Source organism: Streptomyces sp. ISL-66 (genome assembly GCF_018614135.1).
Taxonomy (GTDB): Bacteria; Actinomycetota; Actinomycetes; order Streptomycetales; family Streptomycetaceae; genus Streptomyces.
Window position 1 is genome coordinate 1 of the sequence record NZ_JAGGOW010000098.1, and the last position, 26,428, is coordinate 26,428.

Genomic DNA, 26,428 nt, shown 5'->3' on the forward strand with positions numbered 1-26,428 from the left:
CCGGAAAACGCGAGGCCCCTCAACGGCTGGAATCAGGCGCTGGGCCCGTTGAAGGACCGGCCGCTGGAGCCTGATCAGCAAGAGGAGTTCCAGCGCCGCATCCTGCGGTCCCACGCAGCTGGCGTCGGCCCTGCGGTGTCCGACGGTGAGGCCCGCCTCGCGCTGGTGCTGCGGGCGAACGCCATGGCCCGCGCCACCATGGGCGTACGGCCGGCACTGGTCGAGCGAATGCTGTCACTGGTGAACGCCGGTGTCACGCCGGTCATCCCGCAGGTCGGCTCTTTGGGCACCGGTGACCTGCAGCCTATGGCCGCCTCAGGTCTGGTACTCACCGGCGAGAAGGCTCCGGCCCGCTACCGGGGCCGCACCGCACCGGCCGACACCACCTTGAGACGAGCGGGCCTGGAGCCGTCCTTCCCGCTGCAGGCCGGCGAGGCGCTGCCCCTCATCAGCGGCAGCGGCCTGCTGACCGCCCGGTACGTGCACGCCATCGACCGGGCGACGTCCCTGGAGTCCCAGTTCGAAGGGGCCTTCGCCCTGTTCATGGAGGCCACCCGGGCGGAGCAGGGCTCCCTCGACGCCCGGACGCACGACGAGCGGCGCATCCCCGACCAGCAGGCGGTGGCCGCACGGCTGCGGGCACTGTTGGCGGGCAGCCAGTGGATGACCGATGAGGGACGCAAGCGGCTGGGTGAGGACCATCCCCGCGTGCAGGACGCCGTGTCCGTGCGGGCAGCTCCCCACATCGCCGCCACCCTCGCCCAGACGCTCCGCGAAGCAAAGGTGATCGTCGAACGCGAGGCCAACGCCTCCACATCCAATCCGCTGCTCTTCCGCAAGGAAGACGGGGCTTACGAGTTCGTCATGGGCGGCAACTGGGACGGCGCCCAGATCGGCCACGCCATGGACACCCTCAATGCCCAGGTCACCGACATCGCCGTGCTCGCCCACGAACTCTCCGCCCGGCTGCTGTCGAACAGGTGGAGCTACGGCCTACCGGCGAACCTTGCCTACCCGCCGGTCGGCCTCAACTCCGGCATGGTGCAGGCACAGACGACAGCCGCCGCGCTCATCCCCGAGATGCAGACCAGAGCCGCGCCCTCGGGCGTGCTGTCCCGGCCGGAAAAGGACGGCCAGGAGGACCACAACACCATGGCCATGGCCTCCGTACGCAACCTGCACGAAAACCTCGACCGCTTCGAAACCGTGCTCGCCGTGCTCCTCATGATGGATGCTCAGGGAATCGACCTGATCGACAAGACCATGCACGGCCTCTCACTGGGCACTGGCACCGCGGCGCTGCACCACGGCATCCGCCAGACCCTCCCGCCCCTCACGGACGACCGATGGATGTCACCCGACGTGGAGAGAATGACGGACCTGGTACGCAGCCGTGCCCTGGAAACGGTAGTGACCCGCACATCCGGCCCCGTCCACCACAGCGGCGAGCACTAGGCTGAAGTTTCCCCGTGATCAAAATCCGGCACGCACGCAGGCCTCAGGGTGCTGCAGACGACGGACTCCGCCGAGTAGAGCGGGACCGTCGTCACGCCGCCCGGCCGCTTGTAGTCGATCTCGACCGAGCCGACCGGAGACAGCCACCCGAGGCGACCGGCGATGTGGTCGAAGTCGGCGCGGCGGACGCCGAGGCGCCGGGCGGCCTGGTCCGGGCCGAGGGAGACGTGCCGGTCGAGCCCCGACCGTCGACACGCGCGCCACGGCACTGGCCGACAACAAACCCCCGGCCGGCCCCCGTGCCGCGTCGGGGGTGGCCTTGCCGCTCTCCCCCTTGCCGCCACCTCCTGCCGTTCCGGCCGGCCCTGCGAGCAGAGGAGCGGCCCCCACCACCCCGCCGCAGTGGGCCGCGAAAGCACCAGCGAGGCCCGGCGCACCGGGCCGCCGCCCCGCCGCACGGCCGGCCCGGCAACGCCACCTGCACGACGGGCCACCGTCCCAAAGGGGGCCGCGCCCCCCGCAGCCAAACCGACGGCCCGCGCGCAGACGAAAGCCCGGCCGAAGCCCCCGGCGCCGCGCCGGCCGGCCCGTCCCGCACCCGGGGCGGGAGCCACTGACATGCGGGAGCTGTGCCGCGCCGCGCACGGCGTCACCAGCCCCGCCATCGCCTCGCTTTGTCACCTGTCCTGTGACATCGAAGCTTGAGCGCGTGCCATCGGAGTTTGAGTAATCCACCCCGTAGCGAAGCGGCCAGTGGGGCCTCACTCGCCGCCGCCCCCGCCGCTGTGACCGCCGCCGGAGTGTGCATCCGTATCCGTATCCAGGCCGGGGCCTGGGTCGCCGTAACGACGATTGCCGCCCGGCCGCCTTCGGGGCTGGCCCGCTGGGGGTGGCACGGCCCCTTCCCAGCGCGGGCTGCGATGAGGGAAGACGTACGCCAGCATGCGCGGGTCAAGCTGGGCCTGTTGGAGATGTCGTCGGCCCGCAGGGGTCATTCGACGCTCCGCGCCCGCCACCAGACCCCACGTGGCCAGTCCGCGGCCGATCTTCTCAACCTCTGGGGAGCGTTGCAGGACGGCTCGTACGATGTCGATGCTTGTCGGGTGCCTGCAGAAGGCGACCATCGCGCGCTCGACCGGATGCAGAGGTTGCTTCCCCTCCATGGAATGGACCTGTGCGTTGTGCACCACGAGCAGCCCACGCTGGTGCAGCGCGGTGACCGCACTGTCCGCCACATGCTGGGCCCCGCCCGCCAAGAACGCGACGTCATACACGTCCAGGGGTCTCGTCTCGCCCGAGCCCCTGACGATCCACCGGAATACCCACCGCATACCAGCCCCCCGTCACGGCCTGCATCTGTCACCTGGCAGTGCAGCCTTCGTTATCCCTCAAAGTCTGATGGCACGCGATCAACTTTGGGTGGCACAGGACATCACCAGACCGGGTGATGCGCCGCATCCGTCCGTCGTCGGTCGTGCCCGGCGCGGCGGTGAACCCGAACCGGGCCCGGGTCTCGATGACCAGGCCGGTCCGCTTCGCGGCCTGCTGGTGGGCGCGCTTCTTAACGAGGGGCTGCCAGCGGCGGGTCACCTCGGCCGCCATGCATTCGGCGAATTCGGGGCGCGGGGTTTTGATCTGGTTTTTCACCTACCGTTCGACGGTGCGCTGGGAGATGGTCAGGAGAGCGGCGACGGCCTTGGTCGAGCCCTCGTACTGCTTGACGAGGTAGCGGATCTGGGCGCCGGCGGACTTTGGGACCGGTCGGGTGCCTTTGGTCGCGCGGCCCGGTCCAGACTGTCCCCGACGATGCCCACCGTGCCGACCCCCGTTCTGTTCGTAGGCGGTCACGATATCCGGCGGCAAGATCCGCTCGCGGTGGCACTCGATGGGGTGGACCTCGCGACAGAGCGGAACCGGCTCCGCCGTTGGCGGTTTCCTGGAGCATGACTGACGAGAGCGTGATCACGATCGAGATCCGGGGCCATGAGAAGGCTGCGCTTGAAGCCTCTCGCCGTATCTCGGGCCTCTTTCTGTCGAACGGCCCCTGCCCGCTCCGCGAACCCCCGGTGAGCCGGACGGGGAGGTTTCTCGTCTACGCGAACGTTCACCGGGGTCCCGGCGAGGGCGGCTACGACGGTGGGGGCGCCGAACAGGAGAGCATCCCGTACTGGGATCCGGGGTGCTCTCCTGTATCCGAGGGCGCCGTCACCTACGACGACCGGCCGACCACGTCGGGCTGGACCCCTTCTTCAGAACAGGCTCGGCCGTCTATCGGGCCTCGCCCGACGTCGTGACCGAGGGGACCATCTCGACGGAGCCGAGTCGACCGTTCAGATTGACGGTCGCGTTGATGGGGCTCGATGAATCTCCCCACCCGACGCTCGGGGTGGGACATACCTGCTCGCCCCAGTTCCCCACCATCGGGGCTACGGTCGGGTGCCACAGCGGAGGGGCTGCCCGAAAGCCGGCCATGTCCAGGGGGCGGCCTCGTAGTCCCAGCTCGGACGCGAGAGGCGGTGTTGGTGTAAAGGGCACAGGCGATCGAATAACCGTGCGACGGCCGTCGTTCCTGGAGATGGCACAAGGCCCCGATCTCAGCCTTGAGCCTGGGGCCCTGTGTTCTCGTCGGCCGTGGGGTGGCCGATATGCCGGTTTACGGAATGCCGTTGACCATCTCGCACCGCAGGGCGGTGTCGCCGTCACCTGCTTCGCCGTCACAGTCGTCGGTCTGCGGCCCGCCGTCGAGGTGGTCGTCGCCGGGGCCCGCCCGGAGCGTGTCGTCCCCGTAGCCGCCCTTGAGCCGGTCCTTCGCGCCCGCGGTGCCGGCGGTCTCCGTGGCGTCGAAGTTGGTGTTGTCGCCGAAGAGCGTGTCGTTGCCCCCATGGCCTTCGATCAGATCACGGCCGGCAGACGTGACAGTCGCATCGACGACGGCGCTGTCACCGATGAGGACTTCGTCCGCACTTCCCCCGATGACCCGGTCGTTGCCGGCGCCGGTGGCGCTCCCCCCTGCAGGGTCAATGATGTTGTGGTCCCCAACCGCGGCGAAACCGCCGTCGGGTCCCAGGTCGCTCAGGTCGTCCCCACCGCTGCCCTTTGCGTCACGGGCGGCCTCGCTGTCGCCGACGAGGAATTCCATTCCGATGCCACCGAGGAGGACGTCATCACCGGCGCCCGTAGCGGATCCTTCGATAGCCAGCGAATCCCCGGTGAGGTGGTCGTCCCCTGCGCCACCTTCCAGTCGGTCATCACCCCGCCGCTGGCGTCGCCTCCCGCAAAGCTGACGCTGTCGCCGTACAGGCCGTCGTTGCCGTTGCCTCCGAAGACCTGGTCCTTCCCTCCCCCCGTGGCATTGCCCCCGTCAGTGCTGGAGTCGCCCACGAGGTTGTCATCGTCATCACCCCCGAACAAACGATCGTCGCCGCCGCCCACGACGTTGCCGTTGTCGGCCCGCAGGTCGCCCCGGATGATGTCATTACCCGGCCCGCCGTCGACCCGGTCGTCGCCGAGTCCACCAAGTAGACGGTCCTCTCCAGCCAGCCCGCAGATGCGGTCGTTGCCGCCCATGCCGTCGATCCTGTCGGCGCCCGGCGAGCCGACGATGACGTCATCTCCCGGTGTGCCATTGATCGTCCCCGAACCCGTGATGGTCGCCGAGCGGCCAAAGCAGTCGGCGTTCACCGGGCCCGCAGCGACCGCGGGGAGACCGAGCGTGAGCACTGCCGCCGCAGTGAGGACGGCCGTAAAGGCCTTCCGGAATGCCGGACGGCAGGACCTGCCCAGACGTTGAGGCCGAGGAACGCGATGGACAATCATACAAAACCTCCTGGCTGCTGGCTCCCGGTGATGCTGGGCAGGGGCGGATCCAACAGCGTGCGCCTCCCAAGACGGGGCAGAGAACAGCTCTTCATGGGACACATCGAACCGTATGTGCCGCTCTTCACCAGGAGCGCCGGGCCCAGCATCCGGGTGAGCCCACACGCAACCCGCAAGGAGCCAAAAGCTACTGACAGGCCATGTGTTTCCCTTGCGCCCGAGCTGGTGTCGGCGCTCGCGGGATGGCCGGCCGGTGTGCAGCGCTCTCTCGGTAGGCCATCGGCCTCTCGTCCACGGCGGGAGCCTGAACTTCGACTGTCACCTGCCGACCAATACCCTGAGGGAGGCGATTGTTCACCCAGCCGTGGATCCAGCGAGCCAGCCACTCGCTGTCCGCTCTCACCTACGCAGCCGCTCGGCGATCGTACGGCGGCTGCGGTAAGTGAGGGCCTCGTCCAAGGCGTCGACGACGACCACCGGACGCTCCGCCGGAGCGAGGATCTCCAGCGGCCGGTTCCCCCAGTCCGCACGTCGGCGCGGGCACGGGAGAGTGGAGCACGGCCTGCGGCAGACAGTCGACCAGGGCAGTCGCCGTCTACACGGGGTGGCAGCGGCCGGTGTCCAGCCTTCGCCGCGTCCAAGACGGCGTCCGTCGACTGACTGACACACCATCACCACCATGGGCGGCCGAGCACCTTTCTCCCGGGAAACAAGGTGCTCGGCCGCCTCATCCGGGCTCATGGGTGAGCCCGGGGGGTGTGGTAGCTTCCCGAGCGTCATATTTGTGGATCTTCAGATCAGGTGGGTACGTGCGGATACGAAGTGCAGCGGCGACGGCAGTTCTTGTGATGGGAGCTTCGTTGCTGGGGGCGCCGGGGGCGGTTGCCGTGGACGACACGGTCGCGCTCACCGCCACCTTCAACGACCCGGCCGGGACCACGGCCCAGCAGGATGCGATTCGTAACCAGCTGATCTCGCTGGTCAACCGGACACCGGCGGGGGCGGAGATCAACGGCTCGGTCTACCTGTTCACCGACGGTGGCGTCAGCAGCGCGCTGGTCGCGGCGAAGCAGCGCGGGGTGAAGGTCAAGCTCATCGTGGACGGGGACGCCGTCCCGGACGTGGACGCGAACGGGAAGGCCACCGGGTCCGAGTACTCGACGCTCGCAGCAGCGACCGGTCTTGGCACCGACCTCACCGCGGATTCGTGGGTACTGGCCTGCCCGGAGAACCGGGGCTGCATCGGCAACCGCCGCCTCGGCGGAAGCAGCGACACCGGCGCGATCAACCACAACAAGTTCTTCCTCTTCTCCAAGGCCGGCGCCACCGACAACGTGGTCTTCCAGACTTCGGCGAACCTGACCACGAGCCAGCGGCGGAACCTGTTCAACAACGCCGTGACCATTCCCGACGCGGGCTCCGGCCTCTACGCCGGCTACCGCGCCTACTGGCAGGACCTGCAGACCAACGGCTCCTCCGGGACCGGCCAGGCCACGTACTACAAGACCCAGGACGCCGGCCCCTACAAGACCTACTTCTTCCCCCGCCAGGAGAAGGCCGGCACCACGTACAACAACGACGCCAGCACCGACACCATCGTGTCCCTGCTGGACAACGTGGACTGCGCGGGCGGCGCCACCCAGATCCGGATCGGCATGTACGCCTTCACCCGCGTCCAGGTCGCCGACAAGCTCGTGGCCCTGAAGAACGCCGGCTGCCGGGTCGAGCTCCTCCACAACGGCGAGGACGGAAACCTCGGTACCGCCGTCCAGGCCTCGATCGCCGGAAACCTCACCTACGCAGCCCGCTGCGCCGGTACCGCGGTCGACAGCACCAACGCCTCACGCGCCATCGGCATCCACTCCAAGTACATGCTGATCGAAGGTACCTACCTGGGCGGGACCAACCGCAAGCTCGTCTTCACCGGAAGCCACAACTACACGTACCCAAACCTCCGGGCCAACGACGAGACCCTCCTGAAGATCGACAATGCGGCCGTCTACGACGCCTTCAAGGCGAACTTCGAGACGATCAAGTACGGCCCGCACTGCGCCGCCTGGTAGACGTACGCCGTCAGCGCCTGCACCCTGCGCCAGGCCCTCGACGGCCGCCTCCCCACGCGGCGCACCGTCCTCGCCTTCGCCCACGGCGCCGGCGCCGATGAACAGACCGCCCGCCGGCTGTGGACCGCCGCCGACCGAGCCGTCAACGCCACCGCGCCGGCCCGCTCCCTACGCCCCCGGACTGTTCACCACCCAGGCCGGACTCGTCCGCGTCATGAACCAGCTGCGCGCGAGCGCTCCCCGGCCCAGCCTGCGCGCCCTCGCCGGCCGGGCCGGGCCGGGCCGGGCCGGGCCGGGCCGGGACTCTCCCCCAGTACCCTCCACCGCCTCTTGGGCGGCCAGCAGATCCACCACCGCACAGCTCACCGCGTGCGCTGCCGCCTGCAACGTCGGAGACCAGGCCACCGCCGCACTCCTGGCCGGCCGTCGGCGGATACTCGAGGGCCCGCCGCTCTCCATCCCCTACGGGTGCGCGTACGCCGAGCTCGCCGAGGAACGGCGCCTGCGCGACGAAGCCGCTCGGCCCTGGCTCGCCAAGCCCGAGCGCGATTGGTACGAACAGCGGCTGCACGACGAGCGGGAAGCCGACTACCAGCACAAGATCGACGTAGCCGAAGCCCTACTCGACGAGCTCCAGACCCACAAACGAACAGGGACAGCACGCCGGCACCAGCCCGGGGGCGCGGCCCGGTCTCCTCGGTACGTGGCACGGCCTGAGCGTTCTAGCCGAGCGCGACGACCCGGGCGCCGAGCTCGCCGCGCGGATCCCGCCGGCCCATGACCAGCGACCAGCTGGGGTGCAGCAGCGCGCCGAACCGGCAGGGGCGGCCGCGAACACCGGGCAGTCCCGGGCCGGGTACCGCCGGCGCGAGCCGGGGGTACCGCGGCGGACGGGAGTCGGGCCGGCGCCGGAACGGTGCCCGCCCGCGGCGGCGTTTGCCGGGCCAGAGCGAGGGGCTCCCCCGGTGCCCCGCCCGGAGCAGCCGCCAAGGCACCCCCGGGCCGTATGCCGAGGGAACTGGCCGGAGATGTGGATCCGTTCAGGTCGGTGCCTGCCGGGTGACGTGCGGACCTGTCCAGCGTTGTTCCCGGCATGGACGGACGTTGGAACTGCTGGACGTGCTGCTCGACGGAGTCCACCGAGACGCGCCTGAAGCTGATCAGCTCGGACGAGGCGAGGGCGATCACGGTGCTCCTCGGGCAGGGCCATGCCGACCACTGCAGTACACGCCCGGGGCTGCCAGCTCGGCCTGGCATGATCTACGGTCATGGGAGATTGGTTTCTGCAGGCAGGTCACGGGGTGCGGTTCGAATGGGGCCCTGCTGGTGCGGCTCTTCTCGCGAAGGACGCTGCCTGTCTTGTCGTCGTCGATGTGCTGTCGTTCACTACGTCGGTGACGGTCGCGGTGGAGTCGGGGACTCGGGTGTACCCCTATCGCTGGCGTAATGAGACCGCAGCGGTATTCGCCGACCAGGTGGGTGCCAGCCTGGCCGTAGGGCGGAGCAAGGCCACCGAGGCATCACCGTGGTCGCTGTCACCGGCTGCGTTGCGACGTGCCCCCTTGACTCCTCGCCTGGTTCTCCCCTCGCCCAACGGATCCACCATCGCCGCAGCAGCCGGGGAGTCGACCGTGGTCGCTGGATCACTGCGGAACGCGACCGCTGTCGGCCGATGGCTGGCTGACCGAGGCTATGGAACGGCTGAACGGCCTGTCGTGGTGATTGCCTCGGGCGAACGTTGGCCCGACGGCAGCCTCAGGCCTGCGCTTGAAGATCTGCTCGGCGCCGGAGCTGTGATCGCCGCGCTGCGCCGATGCGGCCGCGACCAGCTCTCGCCGGAGGCAGCCATGGCGGCCTCGGCCTTTGAGGGGGCGGAGAACGTCAATGTAGCTGTCGCGGGCTGCGCCTCGGGACGCGAACTCATCGAGTGGGGCTATGCCGACGACATCGCTATCGCGACGGAACTGGATGCCTGCGAAATCGTCCCCGTTCTCACTGGCGGCGCGTTCACTGTGCCGGAATAGGTGGGTCTAGGAGGCGCAGCCTCCTGGGCCATGCCGCTTCCGCGCCGCTGTACGTCATGGCCGTCCGCGTACGGCGGCTCTGTCCCGGCTTCTGGGCCACGCCCACCGCCACGCTGTCCACCGTGCGCTCGACCGTCTCCGTCCCGACCGGGGCGGCCACCAGCCGTACCTACATGCGCGCCAGCGACGGCACGGTCCTTGTCTCCGATAGCGCCACCACCACCGTGCACGGCCAGCGGGCCACGCACGGCGGCACCCCCGGTGTCACCGCGTCGCAGACGACGTACGCCTACGACCACACCGGGCGCCTCACCCAGGTGCAGGACACCAACACGTCCGCGGTCTGCACCACACGCAGCTACACCTTCGACAACCCGCACACCGGACAGGCAACAACCCGATACGGCTGGGTGGGCGGCAAGCAACGCTCCAGCGAGACCCTCACCGGCCTCACCCTCATGGGCATGCGCCTCTACGACCCCGCAGCCGGCCGCTTCCTCTCCGTGGACCCCATCCGCGGCGGCAATGCCAACGCCTACGACTACATCCAGGCGGACCCCCTCAACCAGTACGACCCGGACGGCAAGATCTGCTGGTCCTGCGGCTTCAAGGCAGTGGGCCGCGCCTCCTGGAAATACAAGTGGGACATCGCCCTGACCGCGGCCAACTTCATCCCTGTCGCGGCTCCCGCGGTGTGGGCCTACCGCGCCTACCGCATCGTCAAGGTCGCCCGTGTCGCGAGGGGCATGGGTGGTGGCATCCGCGCCAGCCGTGCCACGTCGTGGCCGGCAGGGCGCGCGTTGGTCGGTCGCGGCTCCAGGAGTTTCGGGCAAGGCCTGGGCCGGATATCCCGCAACGGCCTGAGACAGTGGCGGCGCCCCCAGATGAAGGCGGACGGCTTCCGAAAGCCAAACTTCCAGTACCGCAGTTCAGCGAAGGTTAAGTGGAAGAACAACTACCACGTCTATCACCGCCGCTGGTGGTGAGCAGGCCCCATGAGGAAGGCACACACATGAGCCGCGAACACTCGGCTCTGGACGGGCTGCTCGGCCTCGGCCGGGACGCCGAAGGCCGCGAGTTCTACCTGCGCGTCGCCGCCGGTGAGCTCACGTACGACCGCGGAGCGGAAGTCACGGACTACATCCAGGTCTACCTCTTCCAGACGGCCACACCGGCCCGGCCCGCGGACGCCAACGACATGTTCGAGACCGACGGGCTGGACGAGCTCGCCGCCGAGCTCCGCAACGGCATGCTCGACTGGTACGGCGAGAGGCTCGAGTTCCGCACACCCACTCCTGAGGAGCGCGAGCTGATCCGCAGCGCAACGGGCTGGACATAGCACCCCAGTCACAGCAAGACAGTGGCCCCGGCACCCAAGGCCGGGGCCACTGGCGTTGTGGTGGAAGGGTCTGTCAATCGAACGGCTCAGACAAGATTTTCGTAGCCTGTGATCGGGTGGTCGGGAGGCGTGACAGACCGTCAGTGTGGGTGCAGGATGGCGGGCGTATGACGTCGCGTTGGAGACTCTGCTGCCGGCGGGTCGAGGAAGTGCAGGCCGGCATGGACTGATCCGGATCATGGCAGCCGTTGCGGACCACCAGGCGTCGCCCCATCTCGTCCCGCTCGTGGGCCAACTCGGCGATATAGGCGTTAACCTCTGCTTCCAGAGCGGCGGCCAGCATCCGCCTTGCGCCCTCCCGGACGATCTCGTCCAGCAGGGAGCCGTCTCGCGTGGTGCCGTCCTCGTTGACTGCGGTGAGCACAGGGCGCGCCTTTCCGGCCGACGCCCGCAACGTCGGCCTTGCCCGGTGACCTATCGTCACACTTCCGTACAGCAACGGCCCCACCGAGGGATCAACACCAAGACCAAGAGAATGGCCCGTCAGATGCACCGACGAGCAGGCTTCACCCTGCTCCGCCACCGCATCCTCCTCGGATAGCGCCACTCGGCGTTACCACCGAATGTGAGACAGAGCCGTTCGATTGACAGACCCGTACACGGTGGTTCCGACGCTCCGGCTGGTGCTCCCGGCATCCGAGGCCGGCGCGATCCGGGTCTCCTCAATACGGGTCACCACGCCCCGCGCAGTAGTGACCTCCCTCGGCAGGAACCGGACGCGTCGGATCTTGAGGGAGGCGACGATGCCGATGACCGACCGCGCGGCGGTGAAGACCGATGCGAAGAGCAAGAGGATCTGGGAAGCAGACACAGGGTCGTCTCGATTCTGGAGCCGAAGAACTCCTGACAGCATGCCAGTGCGGCGATCCCCCCTTACGGCAGGCGCGTGGCCGGTACGGCCCTCAGCGCAGCCCCGCCGACGGTCTCCTCCCGGAGGAGGAGGCCGGACCGGGCCCCAGGTCCCGGACCAGGGGGTGGACAGGACCGGGGTCCTCGTGCCCTTGGGCGATGTGCCGTACCAGGGCGGGTTCCTAGCCTCGGGGCATGCGATCACACGAAGCGGACGATGCTCAAGGAGACCCCGTGACCACTGTCAGCCCCGCCGCACGCCGCGCCTTGGCCGTGGGCCTCACCCTCGCCGCCTGCCTCACGTCCACCCCCGTCCTGGCCACGGCCGCCGAGACCCCCACCCAGGACAGCTCCGGGGCCGGACTGGACCGGTACTACCACCAGCACCTCGGCTGGGGCAGCTGCATCAAGGGCCCCGACGACACCACGGGCCGCGATCTGGAGCAGGCAGGCGTGCAGTGCGCGGACGTGACCGTGCCCCTGGACTACGCCGACCCCCGGGGGGGCACGATCACCGTGGCGATCTCCCGGCTCAAGGCCACCGACACCCGCCACCGCATCGGCGCGATCCTCCTCAACAACGGCGGTCCGGGCGGTCCCGCGCTCCAGTCCCCGCCGCAGGCCCGTGCGTCGATGAAGGAGGTCGGCGCGCGCTACGACATCGTCGGCTTCGACCCGCGCTTCATCGGGCGCAGCACCGCGCTGGACTGCGGCTTGCCCGTCGGCATGACCTGGCTGTCCGCCGGCACCGGCCGGGCGGGCTTCGACCGCCAGGTCGCCCTGCAGAAGAGCCTGGCCGACAAGTGCCGGGCCACCGACGCCGCGGTGCTCCCGCACATCACCACCCGCAACACGGCCCGCGACATGGACGTCATCCGCGGCACGCTCGGCGAGCGGAAGATCTCTTTCCTGGGCTACTCGTACGGCACCTACCTGGGCACGGTCTACACGCAGATGTTCCCCGGCCGCCACGACCGGATGGTGCTGGACGGGGCGATCAACCCGAGCGACTACCGCCCCCGGCTGCTGAAGGGCACCGAGCGCGAGAACGAGAAGGCGCTGTCCGACTGGGCCGCCTGGGCCGCGGAGCACCACGACACCTACGGCCTCGGCCGCAGCCGCTCCGAGGTCCTCGCCGCCGTCGACCGCATCGTCGCGGCGGCCGCGCGCGGTCCGCTGACCATCGGCGTCGGCGCCGATGCCTTCCGGATCGACGACAGCCAGGTGCCGCTCCTCCTCTTCTCGGGCATCGCGGACGACACCGCCCCGGCGCGGGCGTCGTTCGGCGAGCTGGTTTCCGTACTGGCCAAAGCCGCGGAGGGCCGGCCGACGACGGTGCCGCCGATGCTCGTCCCGGAGCTCCGGTACGTGCTACGCGGTGAGGGCGAGCCCACCGGCGCGCAGTCCGCCGTCATCTGCGGGGACGTAGCCGCCGCGCGCGATCCCGAGCTCTACTGGCGGGACATCGAGCGCAACCGCATCGCGCACCCGCTGTTCGGCGCTCTGACCAACAACATCAACCCGTGCGCCTTCTGGGACTCGCCGCGCGAAGAGCCCACCCGGGTGCGGCGCGATGCCCCTGCACTGATCGTCGCCGCCACCGGTGACCCGCGTACGACGTACAAGGGAAGCGTCGAACTGCACAAACAGCTGCCGAGCTCCAGGCTGGTCACCCTCGAGGGCGCCAACCGGCACGCCATCTTCGGGCGCTACGGCAACGCGTGCGTGGACGACCAGGTCAACCGGTACCTGGCCACCGGCAAGCTGCCGGCGAGGGACCGGACCTGCGTCAAGCAGGCGGGGTAGCGGCCCGCGGTTCACGTTTCGAGTGCGCGGGCCAGCAGCATTCTGCGGTTGTTCGTCGCGGTCTTGGCGAACACCGACTTGAGGTGGTCCTGCACGGTGTGCTCGGAGACGAACATCTGGCGGGCCACCGTGTGGCTGTCCCGCCCTTCACCAGATGGCTGTCACCGAGGAGATCCAGCGAGACGCTCTCGCGTCGCCCTGACTAGATTCTGAAGTCAGATCGGCCCCGCCGAGCCTCATGGATCCGCAGGCTCGGCGGGACCGTTCTGCAGGGTCGAGCCCCCTCAGGACTCGATGATGCTGTTGAGGAACATGACGGTTCCGCCATGGACGCCGTCCTCACCGAAGCTGCTGCCGTCGGCCGCCGCGCCACGGTCACCGCGGTCGAGCGACGCCTCGGCGTCACCCACGCCACCTTCTACCGCCACCACCAGGAGCTGATCACCAACTGCTTCCAGCCCCGCGCGACGCCCGCCCGGCAACAGCAAGACCCACCCCCGGCTACCGGCGAGCGGGCCCAGGACGACCTGCGGCGGCTGCGTCAGGAGAACTCCGACCCGCGCCAGACCCTGCACCAGTACGAAGAGGCCATCCGCCGACTCACCCCTCGAAAACGACTCCCTCGGCACGGACGCCCGCATCATCCCCCTATGCCCCCAGGGCTCTCGACCCAGCTCTGGGCCCCAACGGCGCCTCGCTCCATATCTGGCGTCCTCCGAGCGAACCGTTTCGGGGCTGGACGTACGTCAGCAGCCAGCAGGCGTGCGAGAGGGAGAACTGCGCGGCGAAGGCGGAGGTCCGCTCCTCGGGCGGCGCCGAGCGCCTGATGAGGTGATTTGTCGGGCTCAGGGCCATCGAGCACGCTGCCCCAACGCAGCCCACCTCACGAGCAGTGCGGGACATCGCCCCCCGTTTGTGAGAAGCCCTGGCGGTTGAGGAAGCGGCCCCCAGGGGCCGACTCGTAGGATGACCGCATGACCGCCGCCGCCCAGTCGCCGAGCCGCCGCCCTACCGCGCGCGGTCTTGCGCTGCTGGTGCTGGCGGTGCTGGCCGGTGTGCTGGCGATGCACGGCCTAGGCCCTGCGCCGGTGTCTGCGAAGGCGTCGGCGAGTGCCGCCTCGCACGTCATGGTGACGTCCCCGGACGGGGCCGGCCACGCTGCGGCCGGGGACTGCTCTCACACCGCCGGCGGAACCGGTCATGCCAATCACGCGGATGCGACGTGTGCGGCGGCCGGCGTCGGCGTCTCATACGCCCCGCCTGCGCTGGCTTCCGCCCTTGACGTCACGCCTGCGGTTGTGGCGCGGCCAGCCGGCGCGGCCGGGGCTCCGGAGAGCGGACGGGCTCCGCCCGATCTGGCCGAGTTGCAACTCCTGCGGATATAGAGCCGCCCGCACGGCACCCCCTTGTCCCGGCCCTGCCGGGTGAAGTAGCGCCGTGCTCCGCTCTGACCTCTTCCGTTTCGGCGCATGCCCGTTTTCAGGGCTGCGCATCAAGGAGTCGCACCATCATGAACAAGCACTTCATCCGCCGTACGGCCATCGTCATTGCCGCGGGCGCGGCCTCGGTCGTCCTCGTCGCGTGCGGGTCGAACGACGACACCTCCGCCGGGCACGACGGCCACAGCTCCACGCCATCGGCCGCCTCGTCCGCGCCGGCCTCGCAGGGACAGCACAACCCCGCCGACGTCGCGTTCGCCAAGGGGATGATTCCCCACCACCGCCAGGCCGTGGAGATGGCCGACCTCGCCCCCACCCGCGCGGAATCCGCAGACGTCAAGACGCTCGCCACCGAGATCAAGGAGGCCCAGGACCCGGAGATCAAGTCCCTCTCGGGCTGGCTGACCTCCTGGGGTGAGCAGGTACCCGCCGAGGGCGCCATGGACCACTCCATGCACGCCGCGGGCGGCATGATGACCGCCGAGGAGATGGACGACCTGAAGAAGGCCTCCGGCAAGGCTTTCGACACCGCCTTCATGGAGATGATGATCAAGCATCACGAGGGTGCGGTCGCGATGGCCAAGACGGAGAAGGCCGACGGCGCCTTCCCCGACGCCAAGACGATGGCTGATGCCATCATCACCTCCCAGACCGCCGAGATCGCCCGGATGAACAGCCTGCTCGGCAAGAGCTGACCACCGTGCGTAGGGGTGTGCCGGGCCTTCGCGGCCCGATACATCCCTTCCGCTTTTCCACGGGTCTTCACCCCTCGCGTAATACCCCTAGGGGGTATACGGTTGGGGTGTGGGTCCGCGGGAGCGGGGTCACACTGGACAGGAATGGGGATGACGGTCATGGACCACAGCGCACACCACACCAGCACCGCGCACGGCCACGCCGCACATCAGGTTCACGCCGGGCATCAGATGGGCGCAGTGACCTGGGGAGCTGCGGCGAAGGCGACGCTGCACTGCCTGACCGGATGTGCGATCGGCGAGATCCTCGGCATGGTCATCGGCACAGCCCTGATGTGGGGCAACGTCCAGACGATGATCCTTGCGATCGCGCTGGCGTTCGTCTTCGGCTACTCGTTCACGCTGTTCGCGGTCCGCAAGGCAGGGCTGGACTTCAAGACCGCCGTCAAGGTCGCGCTGGCCGCCGACACCGTCTCCATCGTGGTGATGGAGCTCGTCGACAACGGCATCATCGCCCTGGTCCCCGGCGCGATGGACGCCCACCTCTCCGACACGCTGTTCTGGACTTCGCTGCTCGGCGGATTCGTCATCGCCTTCCTCCTCACGACCCCGGTCAACAAGTGGATGATCGGCCGAGGCAAGGGCCACGCCGTCGTCCACGCCTACCACTGACCACAACCGCTCGGCACTGCGCCCGGCCGCACCCGTGAAGGTGCGGCCGGGCGCGTTCGCGTAGGGGGGCGTTAGCTGGAGGTACCGGGGGTTTCGATGGCGGCCGCCCCGGATCCGCCGGCCTCCCGGGGAACGGAGGCACCCTGATGTCCAGCACCGTGAAGGACATGCTCGCCACCTACCCGGCCGACCTCGGCGACATCGACCAGGCCAAGCTCACCCGCTGCATCGAGGAGTGCATCTCCTGCGCGCAGGCGTGTACGGCGTGCGCGGACGCCTGCCTGTCCGAGGGCATGGTGGGCGACCTGGCCAAGTGCATCCGCACCGACATGGACTGCGCCGACATCTGCACCGCCACCGCCGCCGTCCTCTCCCGGCACACCGGCTACGACGCCAACATCGCCGCCGCCGTCGTGAAGGCGTGCGCCATGGTCTGCAAGGCGTGCGGCGACGAATGCGGGGGCCACGCAGACATGCACGAGCACTGCCGCATCTGCGCGGAAGCCTGCCGCGCCTGCGAGACGGCATGTAAAGACCTCCTCGGCGCTCTCGGCTGACCTGACTCAGCTCCGGGGCCCCGGTGCGGGGGTTCAGCGGGGCTGCGGGATCTGCTCGCGCCGGCGCCGGCGTCCGTAGCGGGTGCGGGTCACATCCTGCGGCTTGAACCCCGACAGGGCGGCTGCCGTGAGGAGGGCCAGCGGTGCGGCAGCCGCGTCCGCGATCAGCCGGATGCGCATGCCCTCCAGTTCGCCGCCCGCGAGCGCGGCCCGGGGCGGCCGCGTCGGCCAGGTGCCCGGCCGGCTGCATGTGGACCAGCAGCAGAAGGGTGGCGATCACAGTGATCAGCAGCTTCGCGATCACCCAGTAGTGCCGCAACAGCCCCCAGACCGTGCCCAGTGACTGCACCACCCCGGTCAGCAGGGAGGCGACGCTGAACGGCACGATCACGAACCAGCCCACCCCATCCATGGCCAGGTAGGCGCCCCGCACCGTCTCGGGCGACGTACTGGCCCTGCCCGCGATGGCGAGCGCGAGGAACGCCGCGACCGCACCAAGCCAGCCGACCGACGCGGTGACTTGGAGGGTCAGCGTCAGCTTGCGCAGCCGCGGCGGGTACGGCGCCATCCCGGCGTGTGCCCCACCATGCCGCCACCGGCCAGGTGCACGATCACGAACACCGCGACCAGGACGATCGCGACCGCCGCGGACACCTTCACCCAGCGCGGAGCCCCCTCGCCGTCGTCGTCTCGGCGATCCGATGAGCTGGCCATAACGACCTCCAGGAAACGTGCGGGAGGGAACTCCACCCAATTTTTTCGAGACATGCCGTCTCTATCTGGAACTGAGTGCATCCCCCGTGGACGCCTGTATTCCTGCTGGGTGCCGAAGCTGTGGAACGAGACGGTCGACGCGCACCGCGCCGTAGATCCTGGACACCACCGCCACGCTGACTGCCGAGGGCGGCCTGCGGTCGGTGACCATGTCGCAGATCGCGGAGCGGCATCCTCTACCGCAGGTAGCCCACGATCAACACATGCACATGCCCCCCGGAACCGCGTCACGGGGCCGGGATCGGCTGAGTGAGGTTCACCGGATTGCCGTCGGGGTCCTTAATGTGGGCGACGCGCTGTCCCCACGGCATGTCGTTGGGGCCGCCGCTGACCGAGCCGCCGAGCGCCTCCACCCGGGCGAGCGTCGCGTCGACGTCGTCGACACCGATGCTGAGCAGGATCCGCGGCGGCGCCCCGGTCCCCGGGTTCTCCCTGGCCACCAGCCCGAGCTCGGTGTCGCCGATGCGCAGGCCGAGGTAGAAGGCCGGGCCTTCCGCCGGTACCCGGAAGATTTCCTCAGCGCCGAACAATTTCGTATAGAAGCCGAGCAGAACGTCCTGGGCGGCAGTCAGGATCACTGGCTGGATGGTGGACATGGCACTCCTGTCGAGAACGGTCGTGTCGCTGGGCAGACCGTTCGAGGACGGTGAACTCATCGGCACACCACCCCGCCGGACGATCTACAACACGGACTGCCGCCCACGACCAGCACGAACACTCCGTAACAAGGTCACGCCACCCCGCTGACCAGCCGCTTCAAGATGGCGGAGCTTCACTGAAGCTGGCGGCGGACCAGGTCGTGGAACAGACCGGTCGTGTCGGCGAGCAGTTCGGCGGGTGGGCCCTGCTGGACGACGCGGCCGTCCGACATCACGATCACCCGGTCGGCGTCCATGATCGTGGACAACCGGTGGGCGATCACGATGCGGGTGGCGCGCAGCAAGCGGGTGGATTGGATGACCACGCGCTGGGCTTCGTTGTCCAGCGCGCTGGTGGCCTCGTCGAAGAACAGGATGCGCGGCTTGCGGATGAGGGCCTGGGCGATCATCAGCCGCTGGCGCTGGCCGCCCGAGACCGTGGTGCCGCCGTCGGACAGCATTGTGTGCATGCCCATCGGCATGGCCTTGACGTCCTCGGCAAGGCCCGCCATCGCGGCGGCTTCCCACACCTCCTCCAGCGAGAACGTCCCGGCGCCGCAGATGCAGTCGAGGATGGACCCGGTGAAGGGCTGGGCGTTCTGCAGGACGACACCGCACTGGCGGCGCACGGCTGCCTGGTCGAGCGCCGCCAGGTCCTGGCCGTCGTACAGCACGCTGCCTTCGGAGGGCTTGTCGAAGCCGATGAGCAGCCGCAGCAGTGTCGACTTGCCGCAGCCGCTGGCCCCGACGACCGCGGCGTACTCGCCTTGCCGTACCTGGAAGTTGACGCCGTCGAGCACCAACGGGCCGTCGTCGGCATAACGGTAGGACAGGCTCTTGGCCTCGATTGCGCCGGTCAGCTCGCCCGGTCGAGTGCTGGAGCGGGCCACTTCGGGGACCTCCCACAGGAGCGGCTTGACCTGCTCGAACATCGGCAGCACCGAGGCAGCCGAGATGAGCGCGCCGGTCAGCTGCGTGACCGAGGACAGCATCATCGTCAGGGCGGTGCTGAAAGTGAGGAACTCGCTGGCGGACATGGCGCCACGGGCCGGTCCGGCCAGCAGCACGAACATCACCAGTGTGCACAGCGGCAGGTAGACCGCGCCCAGCACCGTGATGACGTTCTGTATCCGGCCGATGCGCTGCTGGAGCTCGCGGGTGCGGGCGAACTCTCGCGCCCAGGCGGCGTAGGCGAAGCTCTCGGCTGCGGCGACGCGCAGTTTTGTCAGCCCGCGCAGGGTCTGGAAGGCCTGGTTGTTGAGCTGGTTGCCGAGCTTGATCAGCCGGCGCTGGTAGCGCAGCTGCCACAGCCCCAGGCCCAGGAAGACCGCCGCGATGACTACCAGCATGGCAACGGCGGCCATGGCCAGCGGGACGCTGTAGACGAGCAGCAGCACGAGGTTCATCGTGCCCGCCGCGCTCGCCTGTACGGAGACCGAGCCGATACCGGACAGCACGCGGCGGATGGCGCTGATGCCCATGGCCGCACTGGCCAGTTCGCCGGTGGAGCGGCCGGCGAAGAACTTCGTCGGCAGCCGCAGCAGCCGGTCCCACACCGCAGGCTGCAGGGTGGCCTCGATGCGGCCCTCCATGCGCAGGATGGAAGTGTTCTGCAGCAGCATGAAGGCGGCCGAGACGACGCCGGTCGCGATGAGTGCCAGGGCGGTCTGCACAATGAGGCCGTTCTCGGCGTTGGGTACGTACTGGCCGAGCACCTGGCCGGTGGCGATGGGCACTAGAGCGCCCAGGACCACCGCGACCAGCCCGCCCAGGACGAGGCTGCGCAGCTCGGGGAGGGTGCCGCGGATGCTGAAGCGGAGCAGCGCCCACAGGCCCACCCGCCCGTCGGGGAGCGGGCGGTAGAACATGACTGCGTGCGGTTCGTAGGCGGCTTCGTCGGCCTTCCCGATGCGCGCCCGCGTGCCGGTGGCGGGGTCGACCGCCTCGTAGCGGCCACGCCGCCACAGCAGGGCTACCGGCGTCCCGTCCTTCTCGCGCCGGCCCACCAGGGGGCCGGTGTTCTCCCGCCACCAGGGCCCGCTGAGCCTGACCGTACGGGTGCGGATCCGCGAGGCGAGCGCGATGCGCTCGACGGGGTCCATCCGCTCGAAAGGGGCACTCGCCTCGCCCGGTTCGGACAGGGTAATGCGGGCCTGATGGGCGACCAGGCGGCACACGGCAAAGGTCGCGTCGACGCTCGCGCCCCGGTGGGAACGGCTGCCGGAGCGGTCGATGGCGGCCAGCAGCGCCCGGTCCGCCTGGGTACGGGCGGCCTGACCGGCTTCGATACCGGCTGCCGTACGGTCCTCGTGTTCGCGTTCGAGCTGCTCGATCCAGCCGTCCAGGGCGTACAGCAGCCGGTACTGCTGGTCGACCATGCCCTGCCACATCGCCGCGTCGACGAGGAGGGTGCCCACCGCCTCCGTCTCGTACGCGGCTCCGTACTGGACGGCGCCGGGGGTGATCTGCATCCACAGGATGTCGTCGTCGGCTGCGCCCTGCCCGGTGGTGGCGCGGCCGTCCAGGGGTGCCTGGTAGAGCACGCGCAGGCCGCGGCCGAGGCCGCGCGCGAAGGCGTCGTCGAGAGGGCTCAGTTGTGCCTCGGGGGCGGCGCCGTACGCCCCTTGGTCGGCCCACCACTGCTGGAGGGGCGCGCCGTACTCCGGGCCGGGGAGCTCCCGCAGCTCGATGCGGCGCAGCCGGCACCCCTGCACGGGCCGGCCGACCAGGGTGTGCTCAGGGCCCTCGGCCGGTCCCAGCAGGAGCGTGCCCGCGTCCAGCCGGCCCAGGAAGTGCCAGTGCCCGGCCTGCGCGGCGTCGACGGCGAAGAGGTCCAACTCGCCGTGTACGACGAGCCACAGCACGAGCGGGCCCTCCAGCGACAGGCTGCGCAGGCCCGTGCAGTCGACAGGCGAGCCGAGTCCGCCCAGGGCTGCGACGACCGCGTCGACGTCCTGGCCCGGGGCCCTGACCGGGTGTGCGGGGGGAGCCGTGGCGTGGTCGGGGTACGTCACCTCAGTGCTCCTTGACCAGTTCGGCGTACGGGCCCTGCGCGGCGACCAGGTACTCGTGCCGCCCGCGTTCCACGACCGTGCCCCGGTCGAGCACGACGATCTCGTCGCTGTCGCGCACCGTGCTCAGCCGGTGGGCGATGACCACGCAAGCGCAGCCGCGACGACGCAGGTTGTCGATGATGACCTGCTCGGTCACCGCGTCCAGGGCGCTGGTCACTTCGTCGAGGACCATGATGCTGGGACGGCTCACCAGAGCCCGGGCGATCTCCAGACGTTGGCGCTGGCCGCCGGAGAAGTTGCGGCCGTCCTGCTCTACGCGGCTGTGGATGCCTCCGGGGCGACGGGCGACCACGTCGTGGACGGCGGCGTCCTCCAGCGCGGCGACGACGGCCTCGTCCGAGATGGAGGGGTCCCACAGTGTGACGTTGTCGCGGACGGTTCCTTCGAAGAGGAAGACGTCCTGGTCGACGAAGGAAACGGAGGCGGCCAGCGCGCCGCGCGGGATGTCCTCCAGCCGCATCCCGTCGATGCGGATGACCCCCTCCCAGGGGGTGTAGAGGCCGGAAATCAGCCGGGAGACGGTGGACTTGCCGCTGCCGGAGCCCCCGACGAGCGCGACCTGCTGCCCGGGGCCGACCGAGAGCGAGAAGTCCTTGAGCAGCGGGGCGTCCAGCGGGCTGTACCCGAAGGTGACGTGGTCCAGCTGCACATGACCCTTGAGGCGGCGGGTACCGGCGGCGGGTCCGCGCCGTGTGAAGACCGGGTCGACGGGAAAGTTCTCGACGTCTTTGAGGCGGGCTACGTCCGCCGCGAAGTCCTGGATCCGTCCGGCGACGCCGCCCAGACGGGAGATCGGCGCGGTGAAGCTGGTCACCAGGGTCTGGAAGGCTACGAGCAGACCGACGGAGAGATGCCCCTCCACCGCCCGCAGGCCGCCGATCATCAGGATCAGCGCGCTGTTGAGCGCGGCCAGCGTCGGCGCGACGATCGCCAGCCACGCACTGGGCACGCCGAGCCTCTGCTGCACGTCGAGGGTGACCGCGTGCTGTCCGGCCCAGCGGCGGAAGAAGCCGTTCTCACCGCCGGTGGCCTTCATCGTCTCGATGAGCTGGAGACCGCTGTAGGACGTGTTCGTCAGCCGGGCGCTCTCGGCGCGCAGCTTCTGCGTGCCGGTGGCCCTCAGATGGATCACGATCCGCATGGCCACCACGTTGAGCAGCGCGATCATCATGCCGAGGAGGGTGAGCTGCGGGTCGTACGTCCACAGCAGCACCGCGTAGAGCACGACCACCACGGCGTCCACGCCCGCGGCGGCGAGGTCCCGGGCGAGGGTCTCGGCGACGGCGTCGTTGGACTGCAGGCGCTGGACGAGGTCGGCGGGGGTGCGCTGGGAGTAGAAAGTGACCGGAAGTCTGAGCAAGTGCCGGAAGAAGCGGGCGCTGCCCAGGGTGGAGGAGATGATGCGCCCGCGCAGCAGATTGGCCTGCTGAAGCGCGGTGAGCGTCGCGGTGAACACCAGGGTGACGGCCATCGCCGCGAACAGCACGCCCAGCAGGGACGTCTGCTCGCCGATGAGGAACATGTCGATGTACGTGCGGCTCAGGGCCGGCACCGCCGCGCCGACGGCCACCAGCAGGAGGCTGGAGATCACGACGGCGGCCATGGTGCCCGAGGTGCCGTGCAGGCGGGCCGGCATGGCACCCAGGACGCCCGGCTTGCGGCCGCCGCGACGGAAGCCCTCGCCGGGCTCGAAGGTGAGCACGACACCGGTGAAGCTGCTGTCGAACTCATCCATGGGAACGAACCGGCGTCCCTTGCCGGGGTCGTTGACGTACACACCCTTGCGGCCGAAACGGCGGCCCATCCCGTCGTAGACGACGTAGTGGTTGAACTCCCAGAAGAGGACGGCCGGGGCGCTCACCTCGGCGAGCGCGGCCAGGTCCATCTGCATGCCCTTGGCCTTCAGCCCGTAACCGCGGGCGGCCTTGAGCAGGTTGCTGGCGCGGGAGCCGTCGCGGGAGACGCCGCAGGCGATGCGCAGCTCCTCCAGGGGAACGAAGCGGCCGTAGTGGCCGAGCACCATGGCCAGGGCGGCGGCGCCGCACTCCAGCGCCTCCATCTGCAGCACGGTGGGGGTCCGTACGGTCCGGGGCTTCCTGCCCTTGGGGGCGGGGGCGGGCCTGCGGCGCGTGCCGCCCTTGGGCTCCGGGCGGTGGCGCCGGCGCCCGACGGGGGGCAGCTGGGGTGCTCCGAGGGGTGCCCCTGTCCGCGGCGCGGTCATGGCAGCAGCCAGTCGGCGGGGCGCTGCGCGGCGAGGCGGACGGCTCCGGTGACCGGCGTCGTCGAGTCGACGGCGTACGGGGGTCCGTCGGCGGAGGACCACCGGTAGCCGGACTTGGTGGCGGTGGAGCGCTCCAACTGCACGAGCACCGCGACCGGGTTGCCGTGCCGGGAGAATTGTTCGGCGAGCCCGCTGTCGCCGAGGAAGCCGCTGATCTGCGCCTGCGTCTGTGGCGCGCGGCCGACCGCCTTGACGCGGCCGCGCAGCACGCCGAATTGGTGCGGGGGGACGGACTGGACGCTCAAGTCGACCGGGGCGCCCACCGGGATCGTCGAGCCGGTGCCGCCCGGCACGTACAACATGGCCACCAGGGGGTCGTCCGAGTTCTTCACATGTTCCAGGGTCGCCACGTCCGCGCCGGTGGTGACGACCGAACCCACTTTGGCGACCAGTGTCGTCAACCGACCGCCGGTCACCGCGCGTACGGGCCGGTCGCCCTGGTCGGTACGGACGTTGAGCAGGGGTGCGCCGGGGGACAGAAGCTGGCCCTCCTCGGCGAGGACTGCGGTCACCTGTCCCGCAACCGGGCTCTGCAGTATGTAACTGCCGTCGGCGTGCGTGAGGATGCCGGGTGCGCTCAGCGTTGAGGACACGGTGCCGGTGATGGCCCAGAAGCTCGCGGCAGCCATGACGATGACAGTGACGGCCAGTACGAGCCGTCCCTGCGGGCGAGCGAAGCGTACGGGCAGATCGAGTTCCTCGGGCGATTGCAGCTTGGAAAGAGCCTTTTGGCGAAACTGCACGGACTATTCCTTCAGCTGCATTCGTATCGGTCGGGCGCGCGGGTACCCATGGACCCCGGAGCCGTGGGGGAAGCTCCGGGGTTCATGGGGTTATCCCGATCAGAGACCGGCGAGACCGGTGTTCAGCGAAACACCGGTGATGCCCGAGGCCAGGCCGGGGACGTGGGAGACGATGCCGGTCGCGGCCTGGACGGTGTTGAGGGAGCCCGCGACGCCCACGACGCCGCTGACATCGCTGGTCGCGGCGCCGGCCAGGCCGCCGGACACGGTGACGAGGCCGCCGGAAACGGCGTCCAGCTCGGTGTCGGCGATCTCACGGGTCTCGATGTCGTTACGCATTACGCGCACCTTTCATTTGTTGGGGGGATTCCGCGGCAGCCCGGCGGACCGAAACTCGGCCACCATTTTCCAACGGCCGCAGCGGGCAAGATGAAAGCACGCGAACGGGCTACCCAGCCAATCCGGTTGACGCCCTTTCATGGACAGACGTCCACGTCGGACGACCGGCGTGAAGCTTCATTCACCCAATGCTGACAACTTCTCCGCAAGATCGAGTAACAGATACGAGCGACCCGCCACCCGCGCGGAAGCAAACGGGACAAACATCCGTGAACCGCACGGGACAAGTCCGACATCTTGAGGAACTGTGAAGGCCGACCGCCTCGGTCACGCACACGATGTGCAGATTTTCTGAAGGCACGTGGCGTGATGGGCTCATCACGCCGGCTTAGGGCCCGCCATCCAGAGCATCCACGCCGTGCTGAGCGCGTCATCCCCGCTGATCCGGACCTGGTCGCGGTCCTCGCCCGGGTCATTCGGCGCATCAAGGGCGCCGGCGAGCGGGTGCCGCTGCTGACCCGGTACGACGGTTACGAGCGGGACTTCGGCCCGTCGATGCCCCACCTGTTGCACCACACAGGCTTACGTCGCGGTCTATCCCGAGGAAGTGATCCGCCACTATCGGCAGTTCGTCGACCAGCGCCGGACCCACCGTCCCAGCGAGGAGGTGGGGACTCCGGCACCGGCAAGTCTCACCTGCTGATCGGCCTGGGAACTGCCGCCGCCATGGAGGGCGACCGCGTTCGGGATGCCCTGACCGCGAAGCTCGTCAACCCGCGAGCGGGGCCAGAACAGACCGGCGGCTCATCTGACCAGCCGTTTGTGGGCGGTCTGGAACGGACCGAGCTCGTCGGGCACGTCCCGCCAGGGCGAGCTGGTGCGGTACCTCCACGCGATGGCCTCGAGAGTTCGGCGATGATCAGCCCGCCGCCGTCCACGGACCGGATCGGCCGGCATCAGCGGCTAGATCCGGCCCCACATCGCATCAGTGATCACTGATCGGGCAGACACATCCGATCAAGCGACCAACCCATCAAAGACACGCGCCAGCCAGGAGGCTCCAGCCGGCTGCTCCCGCGGGGCAGTCGGGCCCCGGTCAGATCGTGACCGGGCCGTGGGGGGTGGCGAACTCAACCGAGACCAGGCCCGGTTCCTCATCCTCGACCCAGGTGACGTCGATCTGGTCGAGGGGGTGGTCGGCCGGTTCGCCGAGGAATTCGGCGATGGAGGCGGCGTCGCCGGCGATGGAGACCCCGTGGATGGTGGTGGAGGTGCGCGGGCCGGCGCTCGGGCGCTCCTCGATGGGGACCAACCATTGGAGGAAGTAGGGCAGTTGCGGGTCCTCCAGCAGTTCCAGGAGGCCGATCTGCTTCCATCTCAGGTCGAACCCGTCGGGGCGGACACGGTGGCCCTCGGCCGAGGTGCGGCCGAGGCGGGCCTCGACCGGGGAGATGTCGTCGACGGAGACCACCCAACCGAGCCAGCCGCCGCCCTCGGCGGCGCGGCGCGCGACCGCCTGGCCGAAGGGCGCGCGGTCGGCGGCGGGGTGGTCGAGTGTGGTGACGACCTCGACGTAGGTGCCGCCGCTCAGCGGGAGAATAAAATTGCGGGTGCCGAATCGCGGGTGCACTCCCCCGTCGACGAACCCGGCGCCGAGGGCCGATCCGATCCACTGGACGGTCGAGACGAAGCTGTCGCGGGCCACTGCATAGGACACGTGATCAAGTCGCACTGCGCCATCATCACCCGACAACCCGCACAAATCCCGACGCCACGCCCGCCGCCCCGAGCCGCGTCCGCCGTG

Annotated in this window: 22 protein-coding genes and 6 pseudogenes; 11 read left to right on the forward strand and 17 right to left on the reverse strand. The window is 69.5% G+C overall.

Annotated features, from left to right (window positions below):
• On the forward strand, positions 1-1,455 hold a 1,455-nt coding region (hutH, locus tag J7E97_RS19020; protein ID WP_215028604.1), incomplete at its 5' end, for a histidine ammonia-lyase.
• Here the strand turns inward: hutH and J7E97_RS19025 are convergent.
• From J7E97_RS19025 to J7E97_RS37040, 5 genes and pseudogenes are all read right to left on the reverse strand, one after another.
• Positions 1,452-1,724: a hypothetical protein gene (locus J7E97_RS19025; RefSeq protein WP_215028606.1), complete on the reverse strand. Its 273-nt coding sequence runs from the start codon at positions 1,722-1,724 to the stop codon at positions 1,452-1,454. The genes hutH and J7E97_RS19025 overlap by 4 nt on opposite strands.
• Before the next feature lie 492 nt (positions 1,725-2,216).
• Positions 2,217-2,786: a TIGR04222 domain-containing membrane protein gene (locus J7E97_RS19030; RefSeq protein ID WP_215028608.1), complete on the reverse strand. Its 570-nt coding sequence runs from the start codon at positions 2,784-2,786 to the stop codon at positions 2,217-2,219.
• Positions 2,787-2,898: 112 nt separating this feature from the next.
• Positions 2,899-3,269 (reverse strand): annotated as a pseudogene (locus J7E97_RS35940) (XRE family transcriptional regulator); the annotation flags it as partial.
• Between the two features lie 839 nt (positions 3,270-4,108).
• Positions 4,109-4,594 carry a calcium-binding protein gene (locus J7E97_RS19040; protein WP_215028612.1) on the reverse strand — a complete coding sequence of 162 codons (486 nt, stop codon included), beginning with the start codon at positions 4,592-4,594 and terminating at the stop codon, positions 4,109-4,111.
• A gap of 329 nt (positions 4,595-4,923) precedes the next feature.
• Positions 4,924-5,271, reverse strand: a pseudogene (locus tag J7E97_RS37040) (calcium-binding protein); the annotation flags it as partial.
• Positions 5,272-6,158: 887 nt separating this feature from the next.
• On the opposite strand from J7E97_RS37040, the gene J7E97_RS19050 reads away from it, so the two are divergent.
• The 4 genes from J7E97_RS19050 (at position 6,159) to J7E97_RS19065 (ending at position 10,697) form a co-directional block, all read left to right on the forward strand.
• Positions 6,159-7,334, forward strand: coding sequence for a phospholipase D-like domain-containing protein (locus J7E97_RS19050; protein ID WP_215028616.1), 1,176 nt, complete (start codon positions 6,159-6,161; stop codon positions 7,332-7,334).
• A gap of 1,268 nt (positions 7,335-8,602) precedes the next feature.
• Positions 8,603-9,358, forward strand: a complete 756-nt coding sequence (locus J7E97_RS19055) for a 2-phosphosulfolactate phosphatase (RefSeq protein ID WP_215028618.1) — start codon at positions 8,603-8,605, stop codon at positions 9,356-9,358.
• 56 nt (positions 9,359-9,414) lie between these two features.
• Positions 9,415-10,344, forward strand: a complete 930-nt coding sequence (locus J7E97_RS37045) for an RHS repeat-associated core domain-containing protein (protein WP_215028620.1) — start codon at positions 9,415-9,417, stop codon at positions 10,342-10,344.
• A 26-nt stretch (positions 10,345-10,370) separates the two neighbouring features.
• Positions 10,371-10,697 carry a hypothetical protein gene (locus J7E97_RS19065; protein ID WP_215028621.1) on the forward strand — a complete coding sequence of 109 codons (327 nt, stop codon included), beginning with the start codon at positions 10,371-10,373 and terminating at the stop codon, positions 10,695-10,697.
• A 199-nt stretch (positions 10,698-10,896) separates the two neighbouring features.
• On the opposite strand, the pseudogene J7E97_RS19070 reads toward J7E97_RS19065, so the two are convergent.
• Positions 10,897-11,121, reverse strand: a pseudogene (locus tag J7E97_RS19070) (IS256 family transposase); the annotation flags it as partial.
• Between the two features lie 719 nt (positions 11,122-11,840).
• On the opposite strand from J7E97_RS19070, the gene J7E97_RS19075 reads away from it, so the two are divergent.
• On the forward strand, positions 11,841-13,412 hold the full coding sequence (locus J7E97_RS19075) for an alpha/beta hydrolase (protein ID WP_215028623.1): 1,572 nt from the start codon (positions 11,841-11,843) through the stop codon (positions 13,410-13,412).
• A gap of 11 nt (positions 13,413-13,423) precedes the next feature.
• Here the strand turns inward: J7E97_RS19075 and J7E97_RS19080 are convergent.
• Both J7E97_RS19080 and J7E97_RS36655 read right to left on the reverse strand, forming a co-directional pair.
• Positions 13,424-13,549, reverse strand: a pseudogene (locus J7E97_RS19080) (LuxR C-terminal-related transcriptional regulator); the annotation flags it as partial.
• A 147-nt stretch (positions 13,550-13,696) separates the two neighbouring features.
• Positions 13,697-13,822 (reverse strand): hypothetical protein, encoded by a 126-nt coding sequence (locus tag J7E97_RS36655; protein ID WP_285428411.1) that lies wholly within the window; start codon positions 13,820-13,822, stop codon positions 13,697-13,699.
• Between the two features lie 654 nt (positions 13,823-14,476).
• Here J7E97_RS36655 and J7E97_RS35955 point away from each other — a divergent pair.
• From J7E97_RS35955 to J7E97_RS19095, 4 genes are all read left to right on the forward strand, one after another.
• Positions 14,477-14,797, forward strand: a complete 321-nt coding sequence (locus J7E97_RS35955; protein WP_374224183.1) for a DUF6153 family protein — start codon at positions 14,477-14,479, stop codon at positions 14,795-14,797.
• A 125-nt stretch (positions 14,798-14,922) separates the two neighbouring features.
• Entirely contained in the window at positions 14,923-15,546 is a 624-nt protein-coding gene (locus J7E97_RS19085; protein WP_215028626.1) for a DUF305 domain-containing protein, read from the forward strand.
• A 159-nt stretch (positions 15,547-15,705) separates the two neighbouring features.
• Positions 15,706-16,218 carry a DUF4396 domain-containing protein gene (locus J7E97_RS19090; protein WP_215028628.1) on the forward strand — a complete coding sequence of 171 codons (513 nt, stop codon included), beginning with the start codon at positions 15,706-15,708 and terminating at the stop codon, positions 16,216-16,218.
• A 146-nt stretch (positions 16,219-16,364) separates the two neighbouring features.
• Positions 16,365-16,775 carry a four-helix bundle copper-binding protein gene (locus J7E97_RS19095; protein ID WP_215028630.1) on the forward strand — a complete coding sequence of 137 codons (411 nt, stop codon included), beginning with the start codon at positions 16,365-16,367 and terminating at the stop codon, positions 16,773-16,775.
• A gap of 33 nt (positions 16,776-16,808) precedes the next feature.
• On the opposite strand, the gene J7E97_RS35960 is transcribed toward J7E97_RS19095, so the two are convergent.
• The 7 genes from J7E97_RS35960 to J7E97_RS19130 all read right to left on the reverse strand — a co-directional run bounded on the left by J7E97_RS35960 (position 16,809) and on the right by J7E97_RS19130 (position 24,624).
• The gene (locus J7E97_RS35960) at positions 16,809-16,955 is read right to left on the reverse strand and encodes a hypothetical protein (RefSeq protein ID WP_251054799.1); all 147 of its coding nucleotides are present in this window, start codon (positions 16,953-16,955) and stop codon (positions 16,809-16,811) included.
• A gap of 354 nt (positions 16,956-17,309) precedes the next feature.
• A complete protein-coding gene (locus tag J7E97_RS19105; protein WP_215028632.1) occupies positions 17,310-17,489 on the reverse strand; it encodes a hypothetical protein in 180 nt (59 codons plus the stop codon).
• Positions 17,490-17,776: 287 nt separating this feature from the next.
• Positions 17,777-18,145 carry a VOC family protein gene (locus J7E97_RS19110; protein ID WP_215028634.1) on the reverse strand — a complete coding sequence of 123 codons (369 nt, stop codon included), beginning with the start codon at positions 18,143-18,145 and terminating at the stop codon, positions 17,777-17,779.
• 176 nt (positions 18,146-18,321) lie between these two features.
• Positions 18,322-21,201: an NHLP bacteriocin export ABC transporter permease/ATPase subunit gene (locus tag J7E97_RS19115; RefSeq protein ID WP_215028635.1), complete on the reverse strand. Its 2,880-nt coding sequence runs from the start codon at positions 21,199-21,201 to the stop codon at positions 18,322-18,324.
• Position 21,202: 1 nt separating this feature from the next.
• The gene (locus J7E97_RS19120) at positions 21,203-23,482 is read right to left on the reverse strand and encodes an NHLP family bacteriocin export ABC transporter peptidase/permease/ATPase subunit (protein WP_215028636.1); all 2,280 of its coding nucleotides are present in this window, start codon (positions 23,480-23,482) and stop codon (positions 21,203-21,205) included.
• Entirely contained in the window at positions 23,479-24,285 is an 807-nt protein-coding gene (locus J7E97_RS19125) for an HlyD family efflux transporter periplasmic adaptor subunit (RefSeq protein WP_215028637.1), read from the reverse strand. The genes J7E97_RS19120 and J7E97_RS19125 overlap by 4 nt, the downstream gene beginning before the upstream one ends.
• A 99-nt stretch (positions 24,286-24,384) precedes the next feature.
• On the reverse strand, positions 24,385-24,624 hold the full coding sequence (locus tag J7E97_RS19130; RefSeq protein ID WP_215028638.1) for a hypothetical protein: 240 nt from the start codon (positions 24,622-24,624) through the stop codon (positions 24,385-24,387).
• A 669-nt stretch (positions 24,625-25,293) separates the two neighbouring features.
• Here J7E97_RS19130 and J7E97_RS19135 point away from each other — a divergent pair.
• Positions 25,294-25,398: pseudogene (locus J7E97_RS19135) on the forward strand (AAA family ATPase); the annotation flags it as partial.
• Between the two features lie 33 nt (positions 25,399-25,431).
• On the opposite strand, the pseudogene J7E97_RS19140 reads toward J7E97_RS19135, so the two are convergent.
• Together J7E97_RS19140 and J7E97_RS19145 are read right to left on the reverse strand one after the other, a co-directional pair.
• Positions 25,432-25,581: pseudogene (locus J7E97_RS19140) on the reverse strand (transposase); the annotation flags it as partial.
• Positions 25,582-25,720: 139 nt separating this feature from the next.
• The gene (locus J7E97_RS19145) at positions 25,721-26,356 is read right to left on the reverse strand and encodes a VOC family protein (RefSeq protein WP_215028639.1); all 636 of its coding nucleotides are present in this window, start codon (positions 26,354-26,356) and stop codon (positions 25,721-25,723) included.
• Positions 26,357-26,428 lie beyond the last annotated feature (72 nt).

Excerpts from the sequence above, each read along its gene's own strand:
- J7E97_RS19090 (WP_215028628.1), top strand. The coding sequence starts at position 15,706 with ATGGACCACAGCGCACACCACACCAGCACCGCGCACGGCCACGCCGCA.
- J7E97_RS19030 (WP_215028608.1), bottom strand. The coding sequence starts at position 2,786 with ATGCGGTGGGTATTCCGGTGGATCGTCAGGGGCTCGGGCGAGACGAGA.
- J7E97_RS19120 (WP_215028636.1), bottom strand. The coding sequence starts at position 23,482 with ATGACCGCGCCGCGGACAGGGGCACCCCTCGGAGCACCCCAGCTGCCC.
- J7E97_RS37045 (WP_215028620.1), top strand. The coding sequence starts at position 9,415 with ATGGCCGTCCGCGTACGGCGGCTCTGTCCCGGCTTCTGGGCCACGCCC.
- J7E97_RS19105 (WP_215028632.1), bottom strand. The coding sequence starts at position 17,489 with ATGGCCAGCTCATCGGATCGCCGAGACGACGACGGCGAGGGGGCTCCG.
- J7E97_RS19095 (WP_215028630.1), top strand. The coding sequence starts at position 16,365 with ATGTCCAGCACCGTGAAGGACATGCTCGCCACCTACCCGGCCGACCTC.
- J7E97_RS35955 (WP_374224183.1), top strand. The coding sequence starts at position 14,477 with ATGCACGGCCTAGGCCCTGCGCCGGTGTCTGCGAAGGCGTCGGCGAGT.
- J7E97_RS19085 (WP_215028626.1), top strand. The coding sequence starts at position 14,923 with ATGAACAAGCACTTCATCCGCCGTACGGCCATCGTCATTGCCGCGGGC.
- J7E97_RS19110 (WP_215028634.1), bottom strand. The coding sequence starts at position 18,145 with ATGTCCACCATCCAGCCAGTGATCCTGACTGCCGCCCAGGACGTTCTG.
- J7E97_RS19130 (WP_215028638.1), bottom strand. The coding sequence starts at position 24,624 with ATGCGTAACGACATCGAGACCCGTGAGATCGCCGACACCGAGCTGGAC.
- J7E97_RS19065 (WP_215028621.1), top strand. The coding sequence starts at position 10,371 with ATGAGCCGCGAACACTCGGCTCTGGACGGGCTGCTCGGCCTCGGCCGG.
- J7E97_RS19055 (WP_215028618.1), top strand. The coding sequence starts at position 8,603 with ATGGGAGATTGGTTTCTGCAGGCAGGTCACGGGGTGCGGTTCGAATGG.
- J7E97_RS19040 (WP_215028612.1), bottom strand. The coding sequence starts at position 4,594 with ATGGAATTCCTCGTCGGCGACAGCGAGGCCGCCCGTGACGCAAAGGGC.
- J7E97_RS35960 (WP_251054799.1), bottom strand. The coding sequence starts at position 16,955 with ATGCGCATCCGGCTGATCGCGGACGCGGCTGCCGCACCGCTGGCCCTC.